General features: G+C 66.9%; 26 protein-coding genes. 7 read left to right on the top strand and 19 right to left on the bottom strand.

Translation table 11 applies throughout. From position 1 onward, the window contains the following. Positions 1-53: 53 nt before the first annotated feature. From ACHL_RS16415 to ACHL_RS16355, 13 genes are all read right to left on the bottom strand, one after another. Positions 54-476, bottom strand: a complete 423-nt coding sequence (locus tag ACHL_RS16415) for a hypothetical protein (protein ID WP_015938421.1) — start codon at positions 474-476, stop codon at positions 54-56. After that, complete coding sequence (locus ACHL_RS16410; protein ID WP_015938420.1) at positions 473-1,054, bottom strand: anti-sigma factor family protein; 582 nt, start codon at positions 1,052-1,054, stop codon at positions 473-475. Before ACHL_RS16410 ends, ACHL_RS16415 begins: the two co-directional genes overlap by 4 nt. Further along, positions 1,051-1,638, bottom strand: coding sequence for an RNA polymerase sigma factor (locus ACHL_RS16405; RefSeq protein WP_050767108.1), 588 nt, complete (start codon positions 1,636-1,638; stop codon positions 1,051-1,053). Before ACHL_RS16405 ends, ACHL_RS16410 begins: the two co-directional genes overlap by 4 nt. Positions 1,639-1,770: 132 nt before the next feature. Beyond that, entirely contained in the window at positions 1,771-2,001 is a 231-nt protein-coding gene (locus ACHL_RS16400; protein ID WP_015938418.1) for a CsbD family protein, read from the bottom strand. Positions 2,002-2,065: 64 nt separating this feature from the next. Further along, a complete protein-coding gene (locus ACHL_RS16395) occupies positions 2,066-2,686 on the bottom strand; it encodes a hypothetical protein (RefSeq protein WP_015938417.1) in 621 nt (206 codons plus the stop codon). Next, positions 2,683-3,264 (bottom strand): hypothetical protein, encoded by a 582-nt coding sequence (locus ACHL_RS16390; protein ID WP_015938416.1) that lies wholly within the window; start codon positions 3,262-3,264, stop codon positions 2,683-2,685. The genes ACHL_RS16395 and ACHL_RS16390 overlap by 4 nt, the downstream gene beginning before the upstream one ends. A gap of 93 nt (positions 3,265-3,357) precedes the next feature. Beyond that, positions 3,358-3,663 carry a hypothetical protein gene (locus ACHL_RS16385; protein ID WP_015938415.1) on the bottom strand — a complete coding sequence of 102 codons (306 nt, stop codon included), beginning with the start codon at positions 3,661-3,663 and terminating at the stop codon, positions 3,358-3,360. Next, complete coding sequence (locus ACHL_RS16380; protein ID WP_015938414.1) at positions 3,660-3,851, bottom strand: DUF2273 domain-containing protein; 192 nt, start codon at positions 3,849-3,851, stop codon at positions 3,660-3,662. Before ACHL_RS16380 ends, ACHL_RS16385 begins: the two co-directional genes overlap by 4 nt. Next, positions 3,848-4,384: an Asp23/Gls24 family envelope stress response protein gene (locus tag ACHL_RS16375; protein WP_015938413.1), complete on the bottom strand. Its 537-nt coding sequence runs from the start codon at positions 4,382-4,384 to the stop codon at positions 3,848-3,850. The genes ACHL_RS16380 and ACHL_RS16375 overlap by 4 nt, the downstream gene beginning before the upstream one ends. Positions 4,385-4,525: 141 nt before the next feature. Beyond that, positions 4,526-5,386, bottom strand: a complete 861-nt coding sequence (locus ACHL_RS16370) for a CPBP family intramembrane glutamic endopeptidase (RefSeq protein ID WP_015938412.1) — start codon at positions 5,384-5,386, stop codon at positions 4,526-4,528. 162 nt (positions 5,387-5,548) lie between these two features. Beyond that, the gene (locus tag ACHL_RS16365; protein ID WP_015938411.1) at positions 5,549-5,743 is read right to left on the bottom strand and encodes a hypothetical protein; all 195 of its coding nucleotides are present in this window, start codon (positions 5,741-5,743) and stop codon (positions 5,549-5,551) included. Positions 5,744-6,205: 462 nt separating this feature from the next. Next, positions 6,206-6,517, bottom strand: a complete 312-nt coding sequence (locus tag ACHL_RS16360) for a hypothetical protein (protein ID WP_015938410.1) — start codon at positions 6,515-6,517, stop codon at positions 6,206-6,208. Beyond that, positions 6,507-6,917, bottom strand: a complete 411-nt coding sequence (locus tag ACHL_RS16355) for an ANTAR domain-containing protein (RefSeq protein WP_050767106.1) — start codon at positions 6,915-6,917, stop codon at positions 6,507-6,509. Before ACHL_RS16355 ends, ACHL_RS16360 begins: the two co-directional genes overlap by 11 nt. A 61-nt stretch (positions 6,918-6,978) precedes the next feature. Here ACHL_RS16355 and ACHL_RS16350 point away from each other — a divergent pair, with 61 nt between their 5' ends. Continuing rightward, positions 6,979-7,710, top strand: coding sequence for a GAF and ANTAR domain-containing protein (locus ACHL_RS16350; protein ID WP_015938409.1), 732 nt, complete (start codon positions 6,979-6,981; stop codon positions 7,708-7,710). Between the two features lie 55 nt (positions 7,711-7,765). On the opposite strand, the gene ACHL_RS16345 is transcribed toward ACHL_RS16350, so the two are convergent. Beyond that, positions 7,766-8,530 carry a Type 1 glutamine amidotransferase-like domain-containing protein gene (locus ACHL_RS16345; RefSeq protein WP_015938408.1) on the bottom strand — a complete coding sequence of 255 codons (765 nt, stop codon included), beginning with the start codon at positions 8,528-8,530 and terminating at the stop codon, positions 7,766-7,768. 58 nt (positions 8,531-8,588) lie between these two features. Here ACHL_RS16345 and ACHL_RS16340 point away from each other — a divergent pair, with 58 nt between their 5' ends. Then, positions 8,589-8,921 (top strand): ArsR/SmtB family transcription factor, encoded by a 333-nt coding sequence (locus ACHL_RS16340; RefSeq protein WP_015938407.1) that lies wholly within the window; start codon positions 8,589-8,591, stop codon positions 8,919-8,921. A gap of 12 nt (positions 8,922-8,933) precedes the next feature. After that, positions 8,934-9,431 (top strand): SRPBCC family protein, encoded by a 498-nt coding sequence (locus tag ACHL_RS16335; protein ID WP_015938406.1) that lies wholly within the window; start codon positions 8,934-8,936, stop codon positions 9,429-9,431. Between the two features lie 115 nt (positions 9,432-9,546). Here the strand turns inward: ACHL_RS16335 and ACHL_RS16330 are convergent, their stop codons facing one another. Then, the gene (locus tag ACHL_RS16330; RefSeq protein WP_015938405.1) at positions 9,547-11,937 is read right to left on the bottom strand and encodes a beta-galactosidase; all 2,391 of its coding nucleotides are present in this window, start codon (positions 11,935-11,937) and stop codon (positions 9,547-9,549) included. A gap of 123 nt (positions 11,938-12,060) precedes the next feature. On the opposite strand from ACHL_RS16330, the gene ACHL_RS16325 reads away from it, so the two are divergent. Continuing rightward, a complete protein-coding gene (locus ACHL_RS16325) occupies positions 12,061-12,654 on the top strand; it encodes a DnaJ family domain-containing protein (RefSeq protein WP_015938404.1) in 594 nt (197 codons plus the stop codon). On the opposite strand, the gene ACHL_RS16320 is transcribed toward ACHL_RS16325, so the two are convergent. Beyond that, positions 12,651-13,337 carry a GNAT family N-acetyltransferase gene (locus ACHL_RS16320; protein WP_015938403.1) on the bottom strand — a complete coding sequence of 229 codons (687 nt, stop codon included), beginning with the start codon at positions 13,335-13,337 and terminating at the stop codon, positions 12,651-12,653. The two genes, ACHL_RS16325 and ACHL_RS16320, sit on opposite strands and share 4 nt — an antisense overlap. 518 nt (positions 13,338-13,855) lie before the next feature. On the opposite strand from ACHL_RS16320, the gene ACHL_RS16310 reads away from it, so the two are divergent. Beyond that, positions 13,856-15,499 (top strand): HNH endonuclease, encoded by a 1,644-nt coding sequence (locus ACHL_RS16310; RefSeq protein WP_015938402.1) that lies wholly within the window; start codon positions 13,856-13,858, stop codon positions 15,497-15,499. On the opposite strand, the gene ACHL_RS16305 is transcribed toward ACHL_RS16310, so the two are convergent. Further along, a complete protein-coding gene (locus tag ACHL_RS16305) occupies positions 15,418-17,601 on the bottom strand; it encodes a transglycosylase domain-containing protein (RefSeq protein ID WP_015938401.1) in 2,184 nt (727 codons plus the stop codon). The genes ACHL_RS16310 and ACHL_RS16305 overlap by 82 nt on opposite strands. Before the next feature lie 179 nt (positions 17,602-17,780). On the opposite strand from ACHL_RS16305, the gene ACHL_RS16300 reads away from it, so the two are divergent. Continuing rightward, entirely contained in the window at positions 17,781-18,401 is a 621-nt protein-coding gene (locus ACHL_RS16300; RefSeq protein ID WP_015938400.1) for a PadR family transcriptional regulator, read from the top strand. A 29-nt stretch (positions 18,402-18,430) separates the two neighbouring features. On the opposite strand, the gene ACHL_RS16295 is transcribed toward ACHL_RS16300, so the two are convergent. Continuing rightward, positions 18,431-19,804 carry an ammonium transporter gene (locus ACHL_RS16295; RefSeq protein WP_015938399.1) on the bottom strand — a complete coding sequence of 458 codons (1,374 nt, stop codon included), beginning with the start codon at positions 19,802-19,804 and terminating at the stop codon, positions 18,431-18,433. A gap of 379 nt (positions 19,805-20,183) precedes the next feature. On the opposite strand from ACHL_RS16295, the gene ACHL_RS16290 reads away from it, so the two are divergent. Next, positions 20,184-20,996: an alpha/beta fold hydrolase gene (locus ACHL_RS16290; protein WP_015938398.1), complete on the top strand. Its 813-nt coding sequence runs from the start codon at positions 20,184-20,186 to the stop codon at positions 20,994-20,996. Here ACHL_RS16290 and ACHL_RS16285 read toward each other — a convergent pair. Then, the gene (locus ACHL_RS16285; protein ID WP_015938397.1) at positions 20,993-21,787 is read right to left on the bottom strand and encodes a carbon-nitrogen hydrolase family protein; all 795 of its coding nucleotides are present in this window, start codon (positions 21,785-21,787) and stop codon (positions 20,993-20,995) included. The genes ACHL_RS16290 and ACHL_RS16285 overlap by 4 nt on opposite strands. Positions 21,788-21,795: the final 8 nt, after the last annotated feature.

Below are 21,795 nucleotides of genomic sequence, written 5' to 3'. Positions count from 1 at the left end.
AGTTTACCTAACGCGTGTGAGGATGTGCTGCCGCCGCCCGCGCCCAGCCCCTGCTACTCGGGGGAGATGCGTGCCACGGTGACCTTCACCGAAACCTCCGCCGGCGCAAAGTGATTGCGGACCACCGCGGCCACCGCCCGCACCACGTCTGGAGTCCGGGCGTCGGCACCCACGCCGATGCGGACTGTCACGTCCGTGGCACGGCCGTCCGCCCGGGCTTCAACCAGCGGGCCGTCGTCGGGATCCCCTGCACCCTGCTGACCCGCTGCCTGCTGCAGCAGGGACAAGGCTCCGGCGGGCAGCCGCTGCCATAGGGGTCGGGACGGAAAGACGTCGGTAACGCCCTCCACCCCGAGCACGGCGGCCCGCAGGGAGCCCGGCGCAGCGGCGCCCGGTGTCCCTGCAGGACTGTTGCCCGGAAGTTCTTCCCCCACATCTTCACGCTTCGCGGGAGTTGGCTGGGCCGGCGCTGTCATGGTTCCTCCCGGGGAGTCTCGATCACGTCCGTGATGGTGATGTCGATGGCGGCGATGTTCAGCTCGGTGTGCCGGGCCAGGGCTTCCCCGAGCTCCTGGCGGAGCGCCGCAGCGCTGCCCAGTAGGGGATTGCCGAAGGCAACGGCAAGGTCCAGGTTGACGGTGATGGCTTCACCGGGAACGGTGACATCTCCTTCAAGCCGGACCCTGCCCGCCACGGCTCCGGGGGCCAGGTCGGTGACGGAACGGACCAGGGCGAGGACCGAGCCCTCCGTTTCGGTAAGGGTGTCCGCCGGGTGCTCGGACCGCAGCGGGATGGAACGCCCGGGCCGGAGCTCGAGCTTGAGGTTGGCCAGGATGTTTTTCATCCAGTCGTCGTTGCCGCTGCCGGCCTCGGCGAGGTCGTTGCTGAACAGTTCGCTGCCGGCGGTGGAGAGCCGGCGCAGCGAATCGAGGCCGTTGCGGCAATCCGGGCAGGTCTCGAGGTGGCGGGGGTCGGGGAATTCGCCGGTATCCAGGTACTGGCTCAACTCCTCAAGCGTGTGCCCGCACTCGAACGTGTCGTGGGGGATGCTCATTGCCATCCTTCCATTTCGCGGACCAGTGTAATCCGGGCCCGGGCAAGGCGGCCCCGGACACTGGCTGGGCTGATGTTCAGGGTCTGCGCAATCTGCTCGTAGCTTTGTCCGTTGAACTCTTTAAGAACCCAGCAACGGCGCTGTTCTTCGGGCAGCCGGGACAGGGCCGCCTTCAGCGCCTCGGTACCCGAGGAAGCCACGGCGGAGGACTCGGGGCCGGGCGCGGTGGCTGCAGGTTCCAGTCCTGCTCCGCTTTCTTCCAGCGCCGACAGGCTTGTGTGGTTCCTGCGCCGGCGCAGGTAATCGATGCTCCTGCTGCCTGCCAGCCGTAGCAGCCAACCCTTCACCGCAGCGGGTTCGCGCAGCGATTCAAGCTGCTTCCAGGCCTGGACCAGGGCTTCCTGGACCACATCGTCGGCATCGGCGTACGATCCGGTCAGCCGGCGGGCGCAGGCCCGCATGTGTGGCCCGTACCGCCGGGCGAGGGCCTCGAAAGCCGCTGTATCGCCGTCGGCTGCCCTGCCGGCCAGGATGGCATCGGGGACCAGGTCCAACTGGTCCCGCACCAAGGGTGTTCCTGTCACCTGACTCTGCTTTCATTATCGGCGCGCGCCTGCCTTTGCAGGCGTGAAACGGGCGAGCGCCGGACGAACGGACTGACGGCTGGGCGCGTTGCGCCGTGGTTGGCTGCAACGCGCCTGCCCTCCAGGGGCTGGCTACTCCTTGCGGAAGCTTTCCTTGACCTTCTCCGCAGCTTCCTTGAGGTTGTGGCCGATGTCCCTGGCAGCGTCCTTGACCTTCTCTCCGGCCTCCTGGACCTTCGCCTGGGCCTGGTCGTGCTGGCCTTCGCGCTCGAGGCGTTCGTTGCCCGTGAGCTTGCCAACGCCTTCCTTGGCGGCGCCCGCGTGGTTCGTGGCGGCGTTGTTGATCTTGTCGTCGAGTCCCATGATGATGCCCTTCTCTCGGTGTTCCTGTTGTGCTGCCAGGTGTCGAAAAACGCGGCAGCCTTTGCTAGCTGGTGCGGTGTGCACCCGCCAGCCGGGTCCTGGTTCCACCTGCTATTCGGACCAGGACGGTGGTGCGATGGCCCAGCAGCGCTTCCATGCCGGTGACCAGTGCCTCGGCGACGTCGGCTACCTCGCGCGGAGACGCTCCGCGCCTTGCCTGCAGGGTGATGCGCAGTCCTTGGGTTGTGGTGCGCCGCCGGCCGCGTCCGCGCCAGGCGGATACAGAGCTGCCGACGACGGCCCGGTTGCCTTCCAGCGCGGCCTCAACGGCGGATTCGAGGTAGGAAATGTCGACGGCGGTGTCCCCGAGTTCGGCGTCCCGCTGCCGGGCTGCCTCGCTGGTCCGCCCGCCGCCTTGCCGGGTCAGCCACATGATGCTGGCCAGGGCACCGAGGAGCAGCACGGCGGGCACAGCGAGTGCCCACCAGCTGCCCAGGGGTTCCTGCAGGGGCGCAGTGCTCCGGAGGTTCCGCCAGCCCCCCAATAGGCTGGTGCTGACGGAACTCCAGCGGTCCCGCACGCCGGCGTCCATGCCGGCACCGGCGGTGAGGGTGCCGGCGGCCAGCAGGACCAGTCCAGTAGCGGCCAGGAAGAAGCGGTTCAGGGCGCGGTTGGTGTGGTTCATCGTCCCAGTGCTCCTTCGGTGGCAATGCGGATATCGGTGCTGAGTTTCCGTCCCAGGCGGCAGGAATCGATCTCCGCTGCCGCGGCCCGGGTGACGGCTTCACGGTCCAGGGGAGCGCCCGACGTCGGCCGGATGGCTACTTGGGCCCGGGCCCGGCTGATGGTGGTGGCAACCTGTTCGGGAGCGAGTTTGGCGGTCAGCTGCACCTGCCGGGAGACGGCTGCCGCGATGACCTGGTCGTCAACAACCACCGCCGCCCGTTCGGCCTGCATGGCCCGGCGTCCCTTGCGGCCGCCCTTGAAGGCCGCCACCAGCAACGTGAGGCCCAGGACGGCGGCGGCAACCCCGGCCGCGGTCAGTTCGGCGGGCTGCGTGGTTTGCGGCGCCGTGGCCGCCGCGTCGGCAAGCCGGCCCGGGCCGGCCACCAGGGCCTCCTGGCCCAGCAGGGCGAGGACGCTTTCGGTGCCCAGCCACAGGAAGACGGCCAGGAGGAGCACCGCAGTGGCGGCGGAGAGCCCGGCGCGCGATGAATGCGTTTCCCGCCGGACAATCCTGCTATGGGTTCGGGGCGTGCCCACGGTGACCTCCTGGTGGTTTGCTTGATGTGCTGCTGATGTTCAGTGCTGCCGTCCTGGCCGCGGGCAGTCTGCGTGCCTCCGCGGCAAGGCTTCTCATGCAGCCCCGAGCCTGATGTTGATCTTGCCCATCTCCATGCCGGTGACCTGGCGCCCCATGAAGGAAATCTTCAGACGGGCCACATCCGCCTGTTCAAACAGGGGCGGCCGGCCCTCCGGAGCTGACGCCAGGAGAGGTGGTGCCGGCAGGCGGACCAGGAGGTCCACCCCCAGCTTTCCTGCGTCGTCCCGCAGGGAAGCGGAAACGTCGGCCTGGGGAACGCCGAACGCCTGGCACGTCACGGCTTCCACGGTCTTCCGGAGGGCGGCCGGGGCGATGCGGGTGTGGCCCTGGCGGTTCACGACGACGTGCGGCGGCCGCGCAGGGCGTCGAACACCGCCGCCAGGTCCAGGCGGCCCTCGGCGGCGCGTCCCAGGACCGCACCAATGCCCATGAAGAGCAGGGTCAGGATGAAGCCCCAGAACCCGAAGGCCAGTGCCACTACCGCCAGGACTGCCCCGGCTGCCGCACCGCCGATGACCGGGGTCATGCCACCCTCGGCTCGTGGCCGGCGTCGTCAGCCTCGCCGTCGTTGTCCTCAGACGGGACGTGGATGTCCGTGATGGTGATGTTCACTTCGGTGACTTCCATGCCCACCAGGTCCTCCACCGCGGAGTAGACGGCGTCGCGGGCGTTGTCCGCCACCTGCTGGAGGGGGTGCGGGTACTCAACCACCAGGGTCACGTCCACAGCCACCTGGGTCTGGCCCACCTCAACGCTCACGCCCTGGGTGAGGTCCTTCTGGCCCACCCGTTCGCGCAGGTTTCCGATGGCCCGGGCCGCGCCGCCGCCCAGGGCGTGCACGCCCTCGATTTCCTGGATGGCGATGCCGGCAATCTTTGCCACCACGCCGTCGGCGACGGTGGTGCGGCCGCGTCCGTCGTGGCCTTGGGCCGTGCCCAGGGAGTGGGTAGCTGCCTGCTTCTTCTGCGAGGTGTTACCGGATGCGGTGGTGTTCTGCGCTGCATTGTTCTGGGCTGCGTTGCCGGTCTGCTGCGTGCTGGCGTTGGGCTGCGTGGTCATTACGTCACTCCTGCTCGGTTGGCGTTCTGTTCCAGGCGCGGGTTTGCGCCGTTACAGGTAAGACGCAGCAGGGCGGGAGATCGTCACGGTCATTCTTGTATGACGTGCGTCACATCTCGCCTGGGGCGGCTGGAGACGCGGTCAGTACAGGAAAATGTTGATCCATTCGCGGTTGTGCGCGTGGATCAGGACCAGGAACAGTACGAAGTCGAACAGCAGGTGGACGCTGACAATGTAGGAGAGCGACTTGGTTACCGTGAACAGCCGGGCCTGCAGCAGGGCGAACGGGAAAATGAAGAACGGCGCCCACGCGTGGAAGCCGAGTTCCCACAGGAACGACGTGAACAGTACGGCCTGGAGCAGGTTGGCCTGCCAGTCCGGAAGGTGCCGGCGGAGCAGCGTGAAGGTGGTGCAGATGAAGAACAGCTCGTCCCAGATGCCCAGGACGTTGGTGCCCAGGAAAAGCCGGGCAATGCCGTCAGCGTCACTGACCGCAGGCCAGTTCTCGTAAACGCCGGTCCGGATCATGTACACCGGCATCAGGGCGTAACCGATCACCAGGACCGCCGGCAGGTAGCACTTTTCAGCCCGCGTCCATGGCTGCCCGGTCCTGATGGGGAACCGGATGGCGTGGTCCTTGGTAACGAAACGGGAGGCGGCGTAGGGGACGCCCACCGCCACAACCATGGCGGTCCCCATAACGGCCATGTGCTCAGTGCTGATGTCGGTGGTGATGGGCACCAGGCTCATGGCGGTCAGTCCCACGGCGATCAGGGCCAGGTCGATCAGCAGCTTCCGGCTCAGGAACCCAGCCATGGCAAGGGCTGCAGCGAGGAGGAGGAAGCCGGAGATCCGGTCTTCCCGGGCGAAAAGGAGGAACCCCGCGGCGGACAGCATCGCCGCCGGAACAACGGCCAGCCTCGCCCGGACGGGCGCCGGCCCAACCTGCCCGGCAGCGGGATCCGAGGAGGGCATGCGCATGGAATTACCGCCAGCCTGCATCTTCCAAACCTTTGTGTCGCGGTTGTTGCCACGACTCTACTGGACGCCCTGCTCTGCTGAATGTCCGTTCGAATGGACGACTGCTGGCGGCGGCGTCCCAAAAGAAAAGCGGACGACGACGGGAGGGCCCGTCGTCGTCCGCTTCCCCGCGGTGCTGGTTGCCTAGGCGGTGGCCAGGGCGCCGCTGTTGCGCAGGCTCAGCGTGAAGGTGTTCGGGCCACTGCAGGTGACTGCGACCTGGCAGGTGGTGGTGTTGTGGCGGGAGGAGAGGTCGCTGATGGCAGCATCAAGGGTGTGGTGCAGGGCTGCCTTGTCCCAGATCTTCAGGGTTACGGAGTGAGTGGCATCGAACGTCATTATTCAACTTCCATTTCTTGCGGTGGGCGGCCTGGCTGAACAGGCCGGGTCCTCGTCGGTGAGGCAATCAGTTGGGAAAGCGCATTCCCGTTCTTCCATGGTGCATGCCGCTGCCGGAGTTGGCAACCGTTCCGGCCGCGATGTGAGCAATCACACCGGCCTTGTGCGGCGGCAAGGGATTCACGGTTCTGTACTTTCTGTGGTCCCGGCCGGAAGCCGGGAAGCGGCCTGGCCGAGCTCTGAGGCGTCGGCGGCCGGGGGCGCACCGGTGCGCTTCATCGCTTCACCAGGTGGGTAAGGGCCGGATAGTCTCCAGCCCTGCCATTCCATAGTGCACGGGGCTTCCGCGGGCGCCCAACCAGATGGCCGAATATTGCAGGTGAAACTCATCACACCGCCGGTGTAGGGGGTAGTCAGGGAATGAGGTTGGTTCGGCGTAAAGCCGGGGCGTAGAGGCCCGGACTATCCTCCGTTGGCTGGTCCTGCGCCTGCCCCCTCATCCTCGCGGCCGGATTCGTCGCAGAAATCGTAAGAGTACGGTGCCCGCGGCCCGGGGAGGTCGTCAATTATTTCATTGGCGGCCAGGGCCGGCAGGTCCCGCTGGATGGCCGGAAGCGGGAGGAGCCCCTGGAGGTACGCTTCCACCTCGTATTGGCCGGCATCGCCGGACAGGCTGAAGTAGTTCAGCCATAGTTCGGACAGCGGGATGTCCGCCGCCTTGATTGCCGCGCGGAGGCGCCGCCGCTGTTCCGGTTCGTTTGGATCAAAGCCCATGCGGCGCTCCTAGGCCCTGGACGCCGGTGGCCCGGAAAGGACGGCCTCGCTCACCTGCTGGAGGTTGGCGCCCTGGTCCCCGGCTTGCCTGATGAGTTGCCGCAGCGCGGAGTCGTTGGGGAATGCCCAGCCGCTCCATGAGGACTCCGCACGCACGGTTCACCACATCCCGGCTGTACAGCGACTGGCGTAATCCTTCGGTCAGCTTATGCGGGGCTCCGCGGGCCTGGATGTGGGCAATGAGGGTTGCTGCCGGTGCTGCGAAGAGTTCCAGGAGGCGTCCGCTGGAGCCGCCGTACGTGTGGGGTCCGGAGGCGTACAGCATCAGGGAGCCGATGGCCTCACTGCCGGCGATCAGGGGCGAGGTGACCAGGGACCGGACTGGAAGCTGCTGCAGCATATGCCAATCGATTTGGCCGGTCAGGACGCTCGCCGATTGGCTGCCGCAGTAGGATAGGCGCATGTCGAAATCGGCTGACAACAACGTTGTCCACGAACTTCAAGAGATCCTCACAGGCGCCGAGAGCGTGGTGGAGTTTCTCTCCGGGCTGTCCGGAATTGCCGCTGCCGCTGTCTCCGAGGCTGCCAACGACCGTATCGAATGTGCGGTCACCCTCAAGATCCAGCGGCGGCCCGCAACCGCGGCCGGCAGCAGCGAGCGGGCCGTGGAACTGGACCGGGTTGAGCAAGCCCTGGGGGACGGGCCGTGCATCGAGGCGATCCGCGAGATGTCCCCGGTGCTGGTTGAAGATGTCGCCGCGGACCAGCGGTGGCCTGCCTACAGCAAAGCGCTGCTCGATGCAGGGGTGCACAGTACGTTGGGCGTCCCGCTCGGGATCGCAGACGGCGCAAGCGCGGCCCTGAACTTCTTCGCTGACAGGCCGGACGCGTTTACCGAAGACGTCTACGCGAAGGCCGTGGGGTTCGCAGCCTCGGCGCATAACACCTTCAACCTCTCCGTCCGGCTCAACAGGGCCCAGAACCGTGCGGACGATCTTGAGGCGGCGCTGGAAAGCAGGACCGCCATCAACCTCGCCTGCGGCGTCATCATGGCACAGAACCGCTGCTCCCAGTCTGAGGCCATGGAAATCCTCACCAGGGTGTCCAGCAACCGGAACCGCAAACTTCGCGACGTGGCAACGGAGCTGATCCAACAGCTCTCCGGAGACCGCATCCAAACCCACTTCGAGTAGGCGCCTGCCCTCGCAGTGATTTGCCGACGGCGGCAGGCGGCCTGCGCCGTCGTCGTCAGTTCCGTGCCGGTTCCGCCGTCCGTGCGGTGACTACCGCGGCTCCTCCGCCAAGGCCCGGCCCCCGGCCAGCACGTCCCCGGACGTCCCAGCACGTGCCCGCGCCGATCACCGTGTACTCCCTGGCGTCCACTGCGGCGAGGATGATGGCCGTGCCTTCGTCGATCGCCACTGCATGGTCCACCAGTCCGGCCGCCACTGCGCCGACGGCCCGGCTCAACGTGCCTGCCTGTGCGGCGTGGACATCCACTGCGAACGGGGCAAGCCCCAGGCCCTGGCGGAAGTCCAAGTCAGCCAGGCCCTCGGAGCACTCCTCGCCGCAGACCTCAATGCCGTTGATGCGGTATCCACCGATCAGGGCCTGCTCGGGCGCCACCATCGCGCCCGCAGAAAAGCCGAGGTAGGGGACGCCGCCCGCCACCATGTCCCGGATCGCGTGGCCTGCCCCGTTGATGCCCTTCCAGTAGGCAGGAGTCAGCCCGCCGCCCACCACCACGCCGTCCACTCCGGCGAACGCCGCGGGATCCGCAGGGCCGCCGTTGCCAAGCAGGACGGGCACCACGTCGCAGGCAATCCGCTCCTGCAGCGGACCGGCATATTCCGGCAGTCGGTTGAGCGGGGCGCCGCCGCTGTCATGAACCGCCACGGCAATCCGGGGCGATCGTCCAGGTGCTGCCCTCAGCGCCGCTTCGGCGGCAAACAGGTCAAACACTTCGGGGAACGCTTCTGCGTCCGGCCCTGCACCCAACAGGAAAATGCTCATGCCACTCAAGATACAGAACCATTGACACCCCTTCGCGGCCGGACTATCGTACAACCAAATGGTTGTAGATCAGCTCCGCGAAACCGAACTGGACCGCCTCTTCCAGGCGTTCGCCGATTCCACCCGCCGCGACATCGTCCGCCGGGTCACCGTTGGTGAGTTCTCGGTCTCCGGCCTCGCAGCGCTCTACGCCATGAGCTTCGCCGCAGTCCAAAAGCATGTTGCGGTGTTGGAGCGTGCCTCCCTGGTGACCAAGGAGAAGCGCGGAAGGGAGCAGATTGTGCGGGGTGATCATGAAGGCCTGCAGAAAGCCCGCCGGCTGCTCGACGAATACGAACACATCTGGCGGCAGCGCGCCGCCCGGATGGCCGACATTCTCGCTGAAGGTTAGGAAGGCATTGCCATGACAGTCATCAGTACGGACAAGAACCTCGAGGCCCTGAGCCTTACCCTGGTTGCCGAGTTCGATGCCGGCGCGGAACGCGTGTGGCAGCTCTTCGAGGACCCCCGGCAACTGGAGCGCTGGTGGGGCCCGCCGACGTACCCGGCAACGTTCTACCAGCACGACTTTGTGCCGGGCGGCAAGGCCGGCTACTACATGACCAGTCCCGAGGGCGAAAAGTTTCATGGCTGGTGGGAATTCACCAGCATCCAGGCGCCGCGGCAGCTGGAGTTCAATGACGGGTTCGCGGACAGCGACGGCAAACCCACCGGCGAACACGGAACCAGCCACGCCACGGTGACACTGGAGCCACTCGGGGGCCGCACCCGGATGACCATGCTCTCCGCCTTCGAGTCCGAAGAGCAGCTGGAACAGATGATCCAGATGGGCATGGAGGAAGGCCTCAAGGAGGCAGTCGGCCAGATTGACGGCATCCTCGCCGAGCACGCCAACGCCTGACGCCGGCTGGCTGCACTCCAAGTAACGGAAGCGGACGACGCCGGAGCCTCCCGGCGTCGTCCGCTTCCGTGTTCGCTGGCCTGCTTTCGCGTGCGCTGGCCTGTTGTCGGGCGGGTTACGTCGCCGGAGCCTCCTGCCAGGCCGTCCAACCGACCAGCCGGACCGCGTCCAGCGCGGCAAGGTCGCCGTGCGAAGCCTCCCGGCGCCGTTGCGCCTCGGCGGGCACCCCCACCTTGGCTGCCGGCGATAGCGGCAGGATCTCCAGGGTGACATCGGCACCGGGCCCGACTCCGGCGTCGGACGCGTCAAGGACCCAGGGGGAGCCGTCCCAGAACCTGTCGGCCACCACCTCCCCGTCCACCAGCAGCCGGGCCACGTCCCCGGCCCAGTGGATTTCCAGCTCGGTGTGCGCCCCCAGCGCCAGGCCTGGGAGGGTCAGCCGGTAGGCCTGGGCCAACTCAGTGATCACCGCAGGGTCCGGCGCCGCGGCCCGGTTGGCGGAGGAACCGTAGGTTGCGGGGACAGGGCCTGCCGCCTTGAGCAGTTCGATGTCCACTTCCACGCTTCCCGCGGCCGGGGCAGCCGGGCCCGTGGCGTTTGCGGCGACTGCCTCGAAGGAGCGCGCTCCGGGCCGGTAGCGCAGCACTTCGGGGGCGGCCGTCGAACGGCCTGCGAGGTTGCCGGTGCCATCCACCCACACGGGATCCTTGGAGAGGATCAGTTCACGGGAGGCAGTGTCGCCCAAGACCCAGGCGGCGTCCACAGCCTCTGCCGGGAGGACCAGGATGTCCAGCTGGGCACCCCCGAGGCGGGCGGTGGCAACCACGGGTTCGTTGCCGTGGATCCGGTACGAGCCCGCCGCGTCCGAGCCGCCAGCACCATGGACCTCTGTACCTGCGGCGAAGCATAGTTCCACGGGAATTCCGGGCTCGGCCGCCAGGACCAGGGTGGGCAGCGAGTCCGGGTCCTCGGCGGAGGGTTCCAGGAAGGTCAGCGGGGAGGCGGTGGCCCACTCGATGGTCACGCCGGCCACTTCGAGGTTTACCGGCCAGTGCGCCACGGTTCCCGCCGGGATGTCCAGCGGCTGCCCCGGAAAGGTGACCGGGCCGCCGTCGAGCGCTATCTCGAAGCGGGCATCCCCGTAGGTGGGCAGCGGAATGTGCGGCTGGTGCCACGTGATGAACACGTAGCCGGCGGTGCCGTTGCTGCGGAGCGCCCAGCGGAGGGTGGTGGTGTCCTCGATGCAATCCGGCATGGCCTCGGGGAGGGAAGACGGCATCTGCGCCAGTCGGTGGCCGAAGGCTGCCAGGAAGGCGTGCTGCTTGCGCAGGGCGGCAAAGCTGCCGGCCAGCCGGCCGGACGCGCCGATGGGGGCGTGGAAGTCGTAGTCGAACCGCGGCATATCGTTCGGGTAGCCGGTCTCCTGGGATTCCTGGAGCCCGTCGGCTGGGTTCATCCCGCCGGCGAACATGTAGTAGCCCTGCCAGGCCGAGCCGTTGCCGATCTTGTTGTGCGCCACGGCGGCCACGTCCAGCCCCTGCGGCCAGGGGCGGCGCTGGTAGGCCGTGGCCATGCCCCCGGTCAGCTCGCAGGTGGCCGGCGGGAAAAGGGCCGGCGGTGTCCGGAATGCAGCTGCGCTGTTTCCGCCGTCCGCGCCTGCATCCTGGACGCCGTTACCCACGAACTCGCGGATATCCGCGCCGATGCCCGGATCGTCCCACACATGGCTGAAGAAGTAGTGCTCGCGGAACGTGGGGTCCCAGGGGGCGTCCGCATCTACCCAGAACCCGTCGCCGTAGCCGCCGAACAGGGGGAGGACTTCCCCCGCCGGCAGGTCTGCGCCGCCCCAGGCTGTGGCTGTCCAGATGGGTGCGGTCAGGCCGGCGTTCCTGGCCAGTTTCTTAAGCTCCACGAAGTGGTCCGGCTGGTCGTACAGCTCGTTTTCCAGCTGGATGCCAATCACGTTGGTGTCCGGCCCGGTCAGCTGGTGGAGCTCCTCTCCGAGGCGCCCGAACCAGCCCTTCACCAGTTCCAGGTAGGCGGGGTCGTTGGTGCGGTGCTGCACCGGCGCCGCCTGCACCCAGTCCGGGAAGCCGCCGTTGCGGACCTCGCCGTGGCACCAGGGGCCGATGCGCAGCACCACGTCCAGGCCGATCTCCGCGCACAGGCGGACGAACGCACCCACGTCCAGGCCGCCGTCGAACCTCACCTTGCCTTCGGTCTGCTCATGGTGGATCCAGAAAGCGTAGGTGGCCACCACCGTGATGCCGCCGGCCCTCATCAGCCGCAGCCGCTCCTCCCACCGTGACCGCGGCACCCTGCTGTAGTGCAGCTCGCCGGACACCGGGAGGACGGGCTGCCCGTCGGCCTCCAGGTACCTGCTCGTGACGCGGTAGCGGTGGTGGCGGTCAAGGGTGTTGCTCATGGCGGGCAGGGTCAGGGGAGTTTGCCACGGTGTGTGGGCGGCGCGCAGGAGGGACGGGGAACCGGTGGAGGGTGATGGCATGGGAGGAAGTATTGCACACTCGGGAAACGTTTTCTTAGCGTGGTGCCGGCAGGGCGTTGAACCCGGCGCGATGCTTCGAAATACTGGGAGGAGGGCATCAACCAAGGCAAGGCGGTGACACGAATGGGCGGCGGGGCGTCGGAGTACCGGAAACGGCTGGAGCGCGCGGCCGAGGTCCGTTCGTACCGCGGCGCGGGCATCAGTTCGGAGGAAGAAGCCGCCCTCGACGCGCTGGACGCCAAGGAACGGGAGAAGCGCCGCAAAGTCAGCGACTCAGCCCGGGCCGAGTACCTGGTCCGGGACGCAATGGCGCAGGGAAAGTTTGACAACCTCAAGTACGCCGGTAAGCCGATTCCCGGGCTGGGCGAATCCTACGATCCCGACTGGTGGGTCAAGGGCCTCCTGCAGCGCGAGAACATCAGTGGTCTGGGACCGCCTGCCATCCTGCTCCGGGCGGAGGACGCCGGGCTGGACGACGAGTTGGATGCGCAGTACACCGAACAGCAGGTCCGTGACCTTTTGGCTGATTTCAACCGCCGCGTCATTGATGCGCGCCGGCAGCTTCAGGGCGGGCCGCCGGTGGTCACCAAGACCCGTGACGTGGAGGATCAGGTGGAGCGGTGGCGGGCCAGGCGTGCCTCGCGGACACCTGAGGTGGTGGAGGAGCCCACGCCGGAGCTCCCCTGGTGGCAGCGGCTGTGGAAGGGGCAGGGCTAAGCTTCCGGGTTCGCCAGTTCGTACAGCTCGCACAGGGCGTTGTAGTACTCGCTGGTCTGCCCTTGGTGGAGCAGTCCGATCCTGGTGCACACACTTTGCGACGCTGCGTTGGCGGGGTTGGTCACCGCCACCACTTTGGGCACGCCGTTATTGAAGGCGTAGGCGAGGACTGCCGCCGCGGCCTCGGTGGCGTACCCCTTTCCCCAGAGGTCCGGGTGGAAATGCCAGCCGATCTCCGTGTCACCCGACGGCTGCAGGGGGAGTGCAGCGCCCGACGCCGGAATGGACTTGAGGAGCAGCGTCCCGGCGAGTGCGGGCTTGCTGTGTCCGGGGATTCTTGGCTGCGCAGGGTCTGTCTGTTGCGGTGGGTTTGTTGGTTGGGCTGGGTTCGCCTGCTGGGCTGGGTTTGTTGGGTGGGCGGGGTTTGTTGGGCGGGTTGGGTTCGCCTGTTGAGCTGGGTCCTTCAATTGAACGGCCCAGACCGCGTGGACCGGATGGTCCATGGCTCGCCACACCCGGATGCGTTCCTCGGCCTCAGCGCGGTCCGCCATCACGCGGGGCGGGTTTCCGATGAAGCGCTGCACCTTCCAGCGGGAGTAGAGATCCAGCACGAAGTCTGCATCCTCGGGCTCCCAGGGTCGGAGGATCAGCCGCTTTGTTTCTAGGTTCTCCACGCCGTTCATTGTCCACTCGATCGTCCTGGGACCACCGCTTTTCCACATAGGGCTTTAGGGGCGGCTGGAATGTCGGTGGGTGCTGGAAGACTTTGGTCATGGAAGCGGTTGGCGGAGCGGCAGTGGAGGCGGGGCGGGCAGTTGCCGTTGCGCCGTCTGCTGTCAGGGACACCTCCGCGCCCGCCTCAATTGCGCCTATTCCGGCTGCTCCTGACGCCCGTCCGGCGGCCGCGCACGCCCCGGTTGCCCATGTTCCTTCACTTGCTGACGCACCGCCCGTCACCGCACTTGTCTCGGCTGCCCATTTTCGTCCTCCCGCCGGCGCCGGATCCGCCGCTCCCCAGCCGGCTGCCGCTGAATCGGCCATCCTGCAAGCTACGGCCGTTCATGTTCTTTCGCCTGCGGGAGTCCGGCCGGGCGCAGGCCACCCCTCGGGCGCTGAAGTTCCTTCTCCCCGCAGTGCCCCGGGTGTTGTTGATGCCTTGCGTATATTGGCTGATGTTCCAGCTGCTGCCAATGGTGCGGGGATGATTGATCAGCTCCGGCAGCTTGAGGATGTGAAGGCTGTTGCGGCGGCGCGGCAGGCCGAGATCACTGTCGCGTTCGACCTGGCGCAGCGGCGGGAGCAGGCTGCTGCCGGTGTTCCCGCTGATCAGCTTGGAGTGGGTGTCGGGGCGCAGGTGGCGTTGGCGCGGCGGGAGTCCCCGTCCCGGGGCGGGCGGCTGCTGGGACTGGCGAGGACCCTGACCGGGATGCCCCACACCTTTGCCGCGTTCCGGTCCGGACGGTTGAGTGAGTGGCGGACCACGCTGGTGGTGAAGGAAACCATCTGCCTTTCACCCGAGGACCGGGCGGGCGTGGATGAGGAACTTGCCGCCGACACCGGCACCTTTGATGGTGCCGGGGACCGGACCATCATCTCCGCGGTCAAAGCCGCCGCGTACCGGCGCGACCCCGTCTCGGTGGCCAGGCGGGCGGCCAAAGCGGTGGAGGAACGGACGGTAAGCCTTCGCCCGGCCCCGGACACCATGGCCCGGCTGACCGCGCTCCTGCCGGTCGCCCAGGGTGTGGCGGTCTACGCTGCCCTTACCAAGGAAGCCGGCGCCCTCCGGTCCTCCGGGGACGGCCGGTCCACGGGCCAGATCATGGCCGACACCTTGGCTGAACGGATCACCGGGACCCCGGGCGGGATCAGCGGGGTCCAGGTCCAGCTCGTCATGACCGACCGGACCCTGTTACAAGGCGACAGCGAACCGGCCCGGCTCGCCGGGTACGGCATCGTGCCCGCCGCCTGGGCCCGCGAACTCGCCGCCGGACATCAACTGGGCACGGGCACCGCCGCCCGCGCCGCCAGCCGTGCAGGCAGTGCCACCGGTGTGGGTACTCCCGTTGCCGGCGGTGCACCCCGGAACCTTGCCGGCCCCAGCACCAACGAAGAAACCCGGGCCGACCCCGAGCCCGCGATGGCTGTCTGGGTGAGGCGGCTCTACACCGCCCCAGGAACCGGCGACCTCATCGGCATGGACTCCAAAGCCCGGCTCTTCCCGGCAGGACTCAAACGCTTCCTCCAAACCCGCGACGACACCTGCCGCACCCCATACTGCGACGCACCCATCCGCCACCACGACCACATCACCCCCTGGCACCACGAAGGCGACACCACAACCAACAACGGCCAAGGACTCTGCGAAGCCTGTAACCACACTAAAGAAAGCCCGGGCTGGTCAGCTGCAACAGCTCCCAATCCCGGGGCACGCCACACCGTGAAGCTCCGAACTCCCACCGGCCACACCTACCACTCCACCGCACCACCACTCCCAGGAGACCGGAGTTCCACACTGCCCACCTACGACCCGCAGCCTGGAGCACTCCCTGGCGCGGGCGCGGATCAGGAGCGCCGCCGTCGTGCCAACCTTCCCTTGCGGCAGAAACTGGAACGGCGGGCCAGGACCCGCGTGCCTCATGCTTCAGGATCCAAGGCGGCCGCCGTCGGCATCCCCGAAGCTAAGCGAAACAGCGTGGAAGTGCTCGGCCGGGCCGGACCAACGCCAGCTGTTAAGGCAGGTTCAAACGGCCAGCCCCTGCGTTGCTACCGCTTAGGCGCGGGCGTGGGTGTCGGACTCGGACCGATCATCGACTGGGGAGGCCCGGGGAAAGGAGCGGCGGGGTAGAGGGGAACCGCCTTGAGCATGTAGTTTGCCCATTGCGGGCCGGCGATCATGTAACCGTCGAGGCGGGGATAGAACGTTCCGTTGATGGTGACGTTTTGGCCTGCACGTTTCTGGCCTTCGAGCGCGTCCCCGAAGAAGGATGCCGTGGCCAGCCCGCTGGTGTAGCCAACAATCCAGGTGGCGCCGTTGTTGTTGGAGGTGCCGGTCTTGGCAGCCGTCGGCCACTTGTCGTGAACCTTCGGCTGGATCCAGAAGCCGGAACCCCTCACCAGCACGTCCTGCAGGACGCTGTTGACGCCGCGCGCCACCTCCGGCTTCACCGCGTCCCTGCACTCGGTTGTTTGGGCGGGAAGCTTTCCGCCCGTGGCGTCCTTGATGTCCAGCAGGGCGATGGGGTTGCAGTACCGGCCGTCGTTGGCGAAGGTGGCGAAGGCGTTGGCCAAGTGGAGCGGTGCCACGCCGGTAGCTCCCAGCAGGTTGCCCAACTGGTGCATGTTGATCGGTGTTCCATCCAGGCCGCTGTGCAGTCCAACGGCATCAACCATCTTTTGGATGCCGCAAAAATCCAGCTGCGCGGCTGACGCAAACGTGGCCGTATTGATCGAGTTGTAGAGGCCGTAGTTGATGGGCATCTTCCGGTAGAAGCCCTCCTCGGAATTCTGCAGGTCATCGGCCGCACCCAGCTCGGGGTTGTTCTGCGCGGTGCTGTAGGCGCCCAGCACTTTGCCGCAGCTGGAGCGCCACGGGAACCCGAGCGGATAAACGCGCCGTGAAGCATCAATCTCTGTGGTCAGGGACTTGCCCTCATTGAGCCACTCCGCGAAGGTGAATGGCTTCATGGTGGATCCGGTTTGGAAGCCGCCCGCACCGTTCAGGTCATTCCCCTGCGGGTCCCGGGCATCGACGTTGAAGTTCAGCTGGGTGTCGAACTTGCCCGGTTCGGGCAGGAACGCGGTGTTCTGGGCCATTGCCAGGATCTTGCCCGTTCCCGGTTGCACCGTGACCAGGGCTGCACCCCACTTATCCGGGTTGGCGCCCGCTGTGCTGTCCACCTGGGCCTGAGCAGCCGCCTGCAGCCGGCTGTCCAAGGTGGTGACGATGGTCAGCCCACCCCTGTACAGCTTGCGCTCACGTTCGACTTCGTTGGGCCCGAAGGCGGGGTTGTTGAGGATGAGGTGGGAGATGTAGTCGCAGAAGTAGGGGGCCATGGCGGCATTGGCGCAGCCTTGGCGCTCCGGGGTGATCTTGAGTTCCACGGGTGTAGCTTTTGCTTCGTCATGCTGCGCCTGGGTGATTTTCCTGAGGCGAAGCATCTCGTCAAGGACCTGGTTGCGTCGCGCCAGCGAGTTCTCGGGGTTGATGGCCGGGTTGTAGAACGTGGGGCTGTTGACCAGCCCGGCCAGGAGGGCAGCCTGCGGCAGCGTGAGGTCCTTTGCGGTGGTGCCGAAGAAGTACCGGGCCGCCGCCTCGACGCCATAGGCATCGCTGTTGAAGAAGACGATGTTCAGGTACCCCTCAAGGATCTGGTCCTTGCTGTACTTCTTTTCCAGGGCGATGGCCAGCCGCATCTCCCGCAACTTGTCGCCCATGTCCTTCTGGCCGCTCAGGACCACCTCGTCCGGCCGGTCCTGGGACAGCCGGGCCTCATTGACCACGTTGGTGACGTACTGCTGGGTAATGGTGGACGCGCCCTGCTGGTCCCCTTTTGTCACGTTGGCGATCACTGCCCGGAGGATGCCCTGGGGGTCGACTCCCGCGTGCTCGTAGAACCTGCTGTCCTCAATGGAGATGATGGCGTCCTTGATGTACGGCGACATCTGGTCCAGTGGAATCCGCACGCGGTTCTCGGCGTAGAACGTCGCGATCGGCTGGCCGTCGGAGGTGAGAACCCTGGTGGATTGCGACGGCGGCTGGACCGTCAGCTCTTTGGGCAGGCCTTCGAAGAAGCCGATCGAGTTGCTGACTCCGATCCCGGCCGCCGCAACTGCCGGGACAACCAGGCTGGCCACCAGCACGCCACACATTGCACTGGCTGCGAGGAACCCCACGAATCGTCCCAGGGCGGCGCCGAAACCGCTTCTGCGCTTCTTCTTCTTGGCCATGTATCAGCCCTCGAGCTTGGAGGTGCGTCCAGCCTACGCCGCTGTGATGGGCCGATCCAGAACTTCAAAGGTCAGGATACGGTCACAAATAATGCTTGACCGGCGATACTTAACGACATATCGTTAAGTATCGCCGAAGAAATCGGCGTAATGACAAGAATCGAAAGGTGGATGCCATCATGAGAGGCATTTCTGACGAAAAATTCCCCGGTCCGGAGTTCGCGAGGGGCCGGTTTGAACGAGGCAGGGGACGCCGGGGACCGCATGGCCACCGCGGCGGCGGCGGCGGTTTCGGCCCAGGTTTTGGTCCCGGTTTCGGCCCTGGTTTTGGTCCCGGCTTTGGCCCGGGTTTCGGGCGTGGGGGGCGGCGGGCCAGCCGAGGCGATGTCCGCGCCGCCATTCTCTCGCTCCTGGCGGAGTCACCGTCGAATGGTTACGGGCTGATCAAGACCATCGCTGAAAAGACCGAGGGGGCTTGGCGGCCAAGCCCGGGCTCCATCTACCCCACACTCCAGCAACTGGTGGACGAAGGGCTGATCGAGGCCATGAGTGAGGGCCGCGGTACCGAGTTCTCGCTCACCGAGACCGGCCGGGAGTACGTGGCCGGGCACACGGAGGAAATGGACAGTGCCTGGAACGCGGTACCGGAAGGATCGGACCGCGAGTTCCACCACAGCATCGGCAAACTGATGGGCGTGATCCACCAGTTCCGCAGCGGTGTCACGGAGGAGCAGCGGACCGCCGCCATCGAGAAGCTGGACGAAACCCGGCGTGCGCTCTACAAAATCCTGGCGGACTAGTGCCGGCGCTGCCGAACCAGGGGCGGCCGTCAGGCGAAAGTATCTTCCTTTGCCTGACGGTCCGGGCCCTGGGTTTCAGCATCCCCGCGGTCTGAATCCTGGTCGGCCTGGCGGTCTGCGGAGGGTGCGCCGGCCGGAATGTGGCCGAATGCCGCCCGCAGCGGGTTGAAGCCGGCGCCCACCTCGTTGAATGCGTAGGCGCTCTCGGCGTGCTCGGACAGGTCCACGCCGGCTGTCTCAGCTTCGTGGCTGACCCGGAAGCCGATGGTCTTGTTGATGGCGCGGCCGATCACCAGGGTGCCGAGTCCTGAGACCAGCAGCGTGATGACCACAGCCGCCGTTTGGGCAATGAGCTGCTGCACGCCGCCGCCGTAGAAGAGGCCCCCGCCCTGCCCGGCTGCCGGCAGGGCAATAAACCCGAGCGCCAGGGTGCCGATGAGACCGGCGCCGAGGTGGACGCCCACCACGTCCAGGGAGTCGTCGAGCCCGAAGCGGTATTTGAGGTCAACGAAGATGGCACACGCAGCACCTGCCACCAGTCCCAGGCCGATTGCGGCCACCGGGCTGATGTTGGCGCAGGAAGGCGTGATCGCCACGAGCCCGGCCACCACGCCGGACGCAGCCCCCAGGGAAGTGGGGTGGCCGTGGCGGATCTTCTCGGTCACCAGCCAGCTGAGCATGGCCGCGGCAGGAGTAACCAGGGTGTTGATCCAGATCAGGCCGGCCTGTTCGGCGCTGGTCGCCGCGCCACCGTTGAAGCCGAACCAGCCGAACCACAGCAGTGCCGCACCCAGCATGATGAAAGGGAGGTTGTGGGGCCGGTGGTTGGGGTCCTTCGCGAAGCCGTGGCGCTGACCCACGATGACGGCGAGCACCAGCGCGGCTGTGCCGGAGCTGATTTCCACCACGGCGCCACCCGCGAAGTCGATGACCTGGCCGAAAATGGCCGTCACGGCACCGCCGGCGCTCATCAGTCCGCCGCCCCAGATCATGTAGGCGAGAGGGCAGTAGATCAGGGTGATCCACACCGGCACGAACACGGCCCAGGCGCTGAACTTGGCACGGTCTGCAATGGCGCCGCTGATCAGGGCCACGGTAATGATGGCGAAGGTTGCGCTGTAGCCGGCCTTGATCAGGTCCGGGGAGCCCATCAGGTTCTGCAGCCCGAAATTGGTGAACGGGTTGCCGAAAATGCCCAGGAAGCCGTCGCCGGTGGTCATTGAGTAGCCCCACAGGACCCAGACAACGCCAACGATGCCCGCGGAGATAAAGCTCATCATGATCATGTTCAGCGCGGCCTTGGCGCGGGTCATGCCGCCGTAGAAGAGGCCGAGCCCGGGGGTCATCAGCAGTACCATCGCTGCCGAGATGAGCAGCCAGACGTGTTGGGCAGAGATCTCCACCGGTGGTCCCTTCGCATGAGATTCAACGGGGCGATGTGCCACCCCGGCTTTTCCCCGGGGTCTATTTTTCGGTGGCCGTGTTTCATCCGATGCCGCGGAAAGTTGCCATTGCGTTACACAAAACGCGCTTGCGTGAAGTTCGCATGTCAGCAATGTTTCAGGCATGTAAACGCCCTCCCACCGATACCGGTCCGCAACTGGGGGACGGCCTGCGCGGGCCCGCCGCCAAAGGTGCGCAGGGGAATACCAAGGTGAGCTCCCGCCGTCGTGCCCTGAAAGGTCAAGGTTTCCTGCCCGTGAACGGTGACTCACCGCCGTCGGACGCGTCTGCGTGCCGTAGCGTGGCAGCATGCCACCGCGGACGGACCTGGGAACAGGCATGACTGCCTTCACCGTTGCCCCTGCCCGCGGGGTGGAGCTGAACTGCTATGACTCGGGCGGCGCCGGGCCTGCCGTGGTGCTGCTGCACGGCCTGGCGGGGAGTGCCCGCGAATTCTTTCCGACGGCGGACGCGCTCCCCGAATACCGTGCCATCCTCGTGGATCTCCGCGGCCATGGCGGCAGCACGAGGGTGCCTCCCGGCGTCGCGCGGTCGGATTATGTTTCGGATGTTGTCACCGTCATTGAGCGCATCGGTGCGCCGGTGGTTTTGGTGGGCCAATCGATGGGAGCGCATACGGCCATGCTCGTCGCGGCGGAGCGCCCCGACCTGGTGGGCAGCCTGGTCCTCCTGGAGTGCGGCGCGGCCGGCGAAGACTTGGACGGTCATCGGGCCATTGGGGAGTACTTCAGGTCCTGGCCGACGCCGTTCGGCAGCAGGGACGCCGCAAGCGCCTTCCTGGGGGATGGTCCGCTGGCCCGGGCATGGGCTGAGGACCTCGAGGAACGGGCGGACGGTTTCTGGCCGAGGTTCGATCCGGGCGTCATGGCGGAAGCGGAGGCCGGCCTGGCCGCGCCCCGCTGGAGGGAGTGGCATGCAGTCCGGGCGCCGGCGCTGGTGGTTTACGGCGGCCAAGGGATGTTCACGCCCGGCGCCAAGGACGCGTTCGTCGGGCAGGGCCACCGGGTTTCGCGGGTTGACCTGCCCGAGGCGTCGCATGACGCCCATCTGGACGCTTTCGAGGACTGGGTGGGCGCCCTCCGCGGTTTCCTGGACCGCGAAGGGCTTGGACAGCGCCGGGGCCGCCCCTAGAACTGGCGGGCGTTGGCCAGGACGGGCAGCTTGGTGCGGACGTCGTCAACGATGGCGGGATCGACGTCCACGACGGCGAGTTCCGGCTTTCCGCCCAGCGCTACCAGGGCGCTGCCCAGCGGAGAGATGACGGCGCTGTGGCCGATTCCGGTGGGGGCGCTGCCGGCGGGCCCGGCGCCGATGGTTTCGGGGTCGCCCTGGCCGCAAGCCACCACGAAGGTGGTGCTGTCCAGGGCCCTGGCGCGCACCAGGAGGTCCCACTGCTCTGCCTTGCCCTCGCCGGCACCCCAGGAAGCGCAGACGATGTTCACCTGTGCCCCGGCGCGGGCGTTGGCTGTGAAGAGCGCCGGGAAGCGGACGTCGTAGCAGGTGGCAAGGCCGAAGACCGTCCCGTTGAGCTCAAACGTCACGGGGCGCTGGCCGGCGTCGACCGTTTTGGACTCGGTGAAACCGAAGGCATCAAACAGGTGCACCTTGTCGTAGGAGGTATCCAGACCGGGCGCGGTGACCAGGAGGGTGTTGCGGACGCGTCCGTCTTTCCCGGGCGTGAACATCCCGGCTACGATCGCAATGTCCAGTTCGTTGGCGATGGTGCGGACCTTGTCCGCCCACGGGCCGTCCAGCGGCTCTGCGATTTCGGTCAGCGAATGGCCGAAGGCACGCATGGCGGCTTCGGGGAAAACCACCAGCTCCGCGCCGGCCGCCTTAGCCTGTGTTGCGTAGTCCCGGATGAGCTCCAGGTTGGCTGCCGTATCGGCGCTGCTGATGATTTGGGCGACTGCGAGGCGCATGGATGAAC

This window comes from Pseudarthrobacter chlorophenolicus A6 (assembly GCF_000022025.1).
GTDB classification, from domain to species: Bacteria; Actinomycetota; Actinomycetes; order Actinomycetales; family Micrococcaceae; genus Arthrobacter; species Arthrobacter chlorophenolicus.
The sequence above is the reverse complement of the archived record's forward strand: the minus strand, read 5'-3'. Positions and strand labels throughout refer to the sequence as shown.

Excerpts from the sequence above, each read along its gene's own strand:
- ACHL_RS16290 (WP_015938398.1), top strand. The coding sequence starts at position 20,184 with ATGACTGCCTTCACCGTTGCCCCTGCCCGCGGGGTGGAGCTGAACTGC.
- ACHL_RS16370 (WP_015938412.1), bottom strand. The coding sequence starts at position 5,386 with ATGCAGGCTGGCGGTAATTCCATGCGCATGCCCTCCTCGGATCCCGCT.
- ACHL_RS16355 (WP_050767106.1), bottom strand. The coding sequence starts at position 6,917 with ATGCTGCAGCAGCTTCCAGTCCGGTCCCTGGTCACCTCGCCCCTGATC.
- ACHL_RS16410 (WP_015938420.1), bottom strand. The coding sequence starts at position 1,054 with ATGAGCATCCCCCACGACACGTTCGAGTGCGGGCACACGCTTGAGGAG.
- ACHL_RS16365 (WP_015938411.1), bottom strand. The coding sequence starts at position 5,743 with ATGACGTTCGATGCCACTCACTCCGTAACCCTGAAGATCTGGGACAAG.
- ACHL_RS16300 (WP_015938400.1), top strand. The coding sequence starts at position 17,781 with ATGAGAGGCATTTCTGACGAAAAATTCCCCGGTCCGGAGTTCGCGAGG.
- ACHL_RS16400 (WP_015938418.1), bottom strand. The coding sequence starts at position 2,001 with ATGGGACTCGACGACAAGATCAACAACGCCGCCACGAACCACGCGGGC.
- ACHL_RS16305 (WP_015938401.1), bottom strand. The coding sequence starts at position 17,601 with ATGGCCAAGAAGAAGAAGCGCAGAAGCGGTTTCGGCGCCGCCCTGGGA.
- ACHL_RS16360 (WP_015938410.1), bottom strand. The coding sequence starts at position 6,517 with ATGGGCTTTGATCCAAACGAACCGGAACAGCGGCGGCGCCTCCGCGCG.
- ACHL_RS16350 (WP_015938409.1), top strand. The coding sequence starts at position 6,979 with ATGTCGAAATCGGCTGACAACAACGTTGTCCACGAACTTCAAGAGATC.
- ACHL_RS16285 (WP_015938397.1), bottom strand. The coding sequence starts at position 21,787 with ATGCGCCTCGCAGTCGCCCAAATCATCAGCAGCGCCGATACGGCAGCC.
- ACHL_RS16335 (WP_015938406.1), top strand. The coding sequence starts at position 8,934 with ATGACAGTCATCAGTACGGACAAGAACCTCGAGGCCCTGAGCCTTACC.
- ACHL_RS16380 (WP_015938414.1), bottom strand. The coding sequence starts at position 3,851 with ATGACCCCGGTCATCGGCGGTGCGGCAGCCGGGGCAGTCCTGGCGGTA.
- ACHL_RS16375 (WP_015938413.1), bottom strand. The coding sequence starts at position 4,384 with ATGACCACGCAGCCCAACGCCAGCACGCAGCAGACCGGCAACGCAGCC.
- ACHL_RS16320 (WP_015938403.1), bottom strand. The coding sequence starts at position 13,337 with ATGAACGGCGTGGAGAACCTAGAAACAAAGCGGCTGATCCTCCGACCC.
- ACHL_RS16415 (WP_015938421.1), bottom strand. The coding sequence starts at position 476 with ATGACAGCGCCGGCCCAGCCAACTCCCGCGAAGCGTGAAGATGTGGGG.
- ACHL_RS16345 (WP_015938408.1), bottom strand. The coding sequence starts at position 8,530 with ATGAGCATTTTCCTGTTGGGTGCAGGGCCGGACGCAGAAGCGTTCCCC.
- ACHL_RS16395 (WP_015938417.1), bottom strand. The coding sequence starts at position 2,686 with ATGAACCACACCAACCGCGCCCTGAACCGCTTCTTCCTGGCCGCTACT.
- ACHL_RS16310 (WP_015938402.1), top strand. The coding sequence starts at position 13,856 with ATGATTGATCAGCTCCGGCAGCTTGAGGATGTGAAGGCTGTTGCGGCG.
- ACHL_RS16330 (WP_015938405.1), bottom strand. The coding sequence starts at position 11,937 with ATGCCATCACCCTCCACCGGTTCCCCGTCCCTCCTGCGCGCCGCCCAC.
- ACHL_RS16340 (WP_015938407.1), top strand. The coding sequence starts at position 8,589 with ATGGTTGTAGATCAGCTCCGCGAAACCGAACTGGACCGCCTCTTCCAG.
- ACHL_RS16325 (WP_015938404.1), top strand. The coding sequence starts at position 12,061 with ATGGGCGGCGGGGCGTCGGAGTACCGGAAACGGCTGGAGCGCGCGGCC.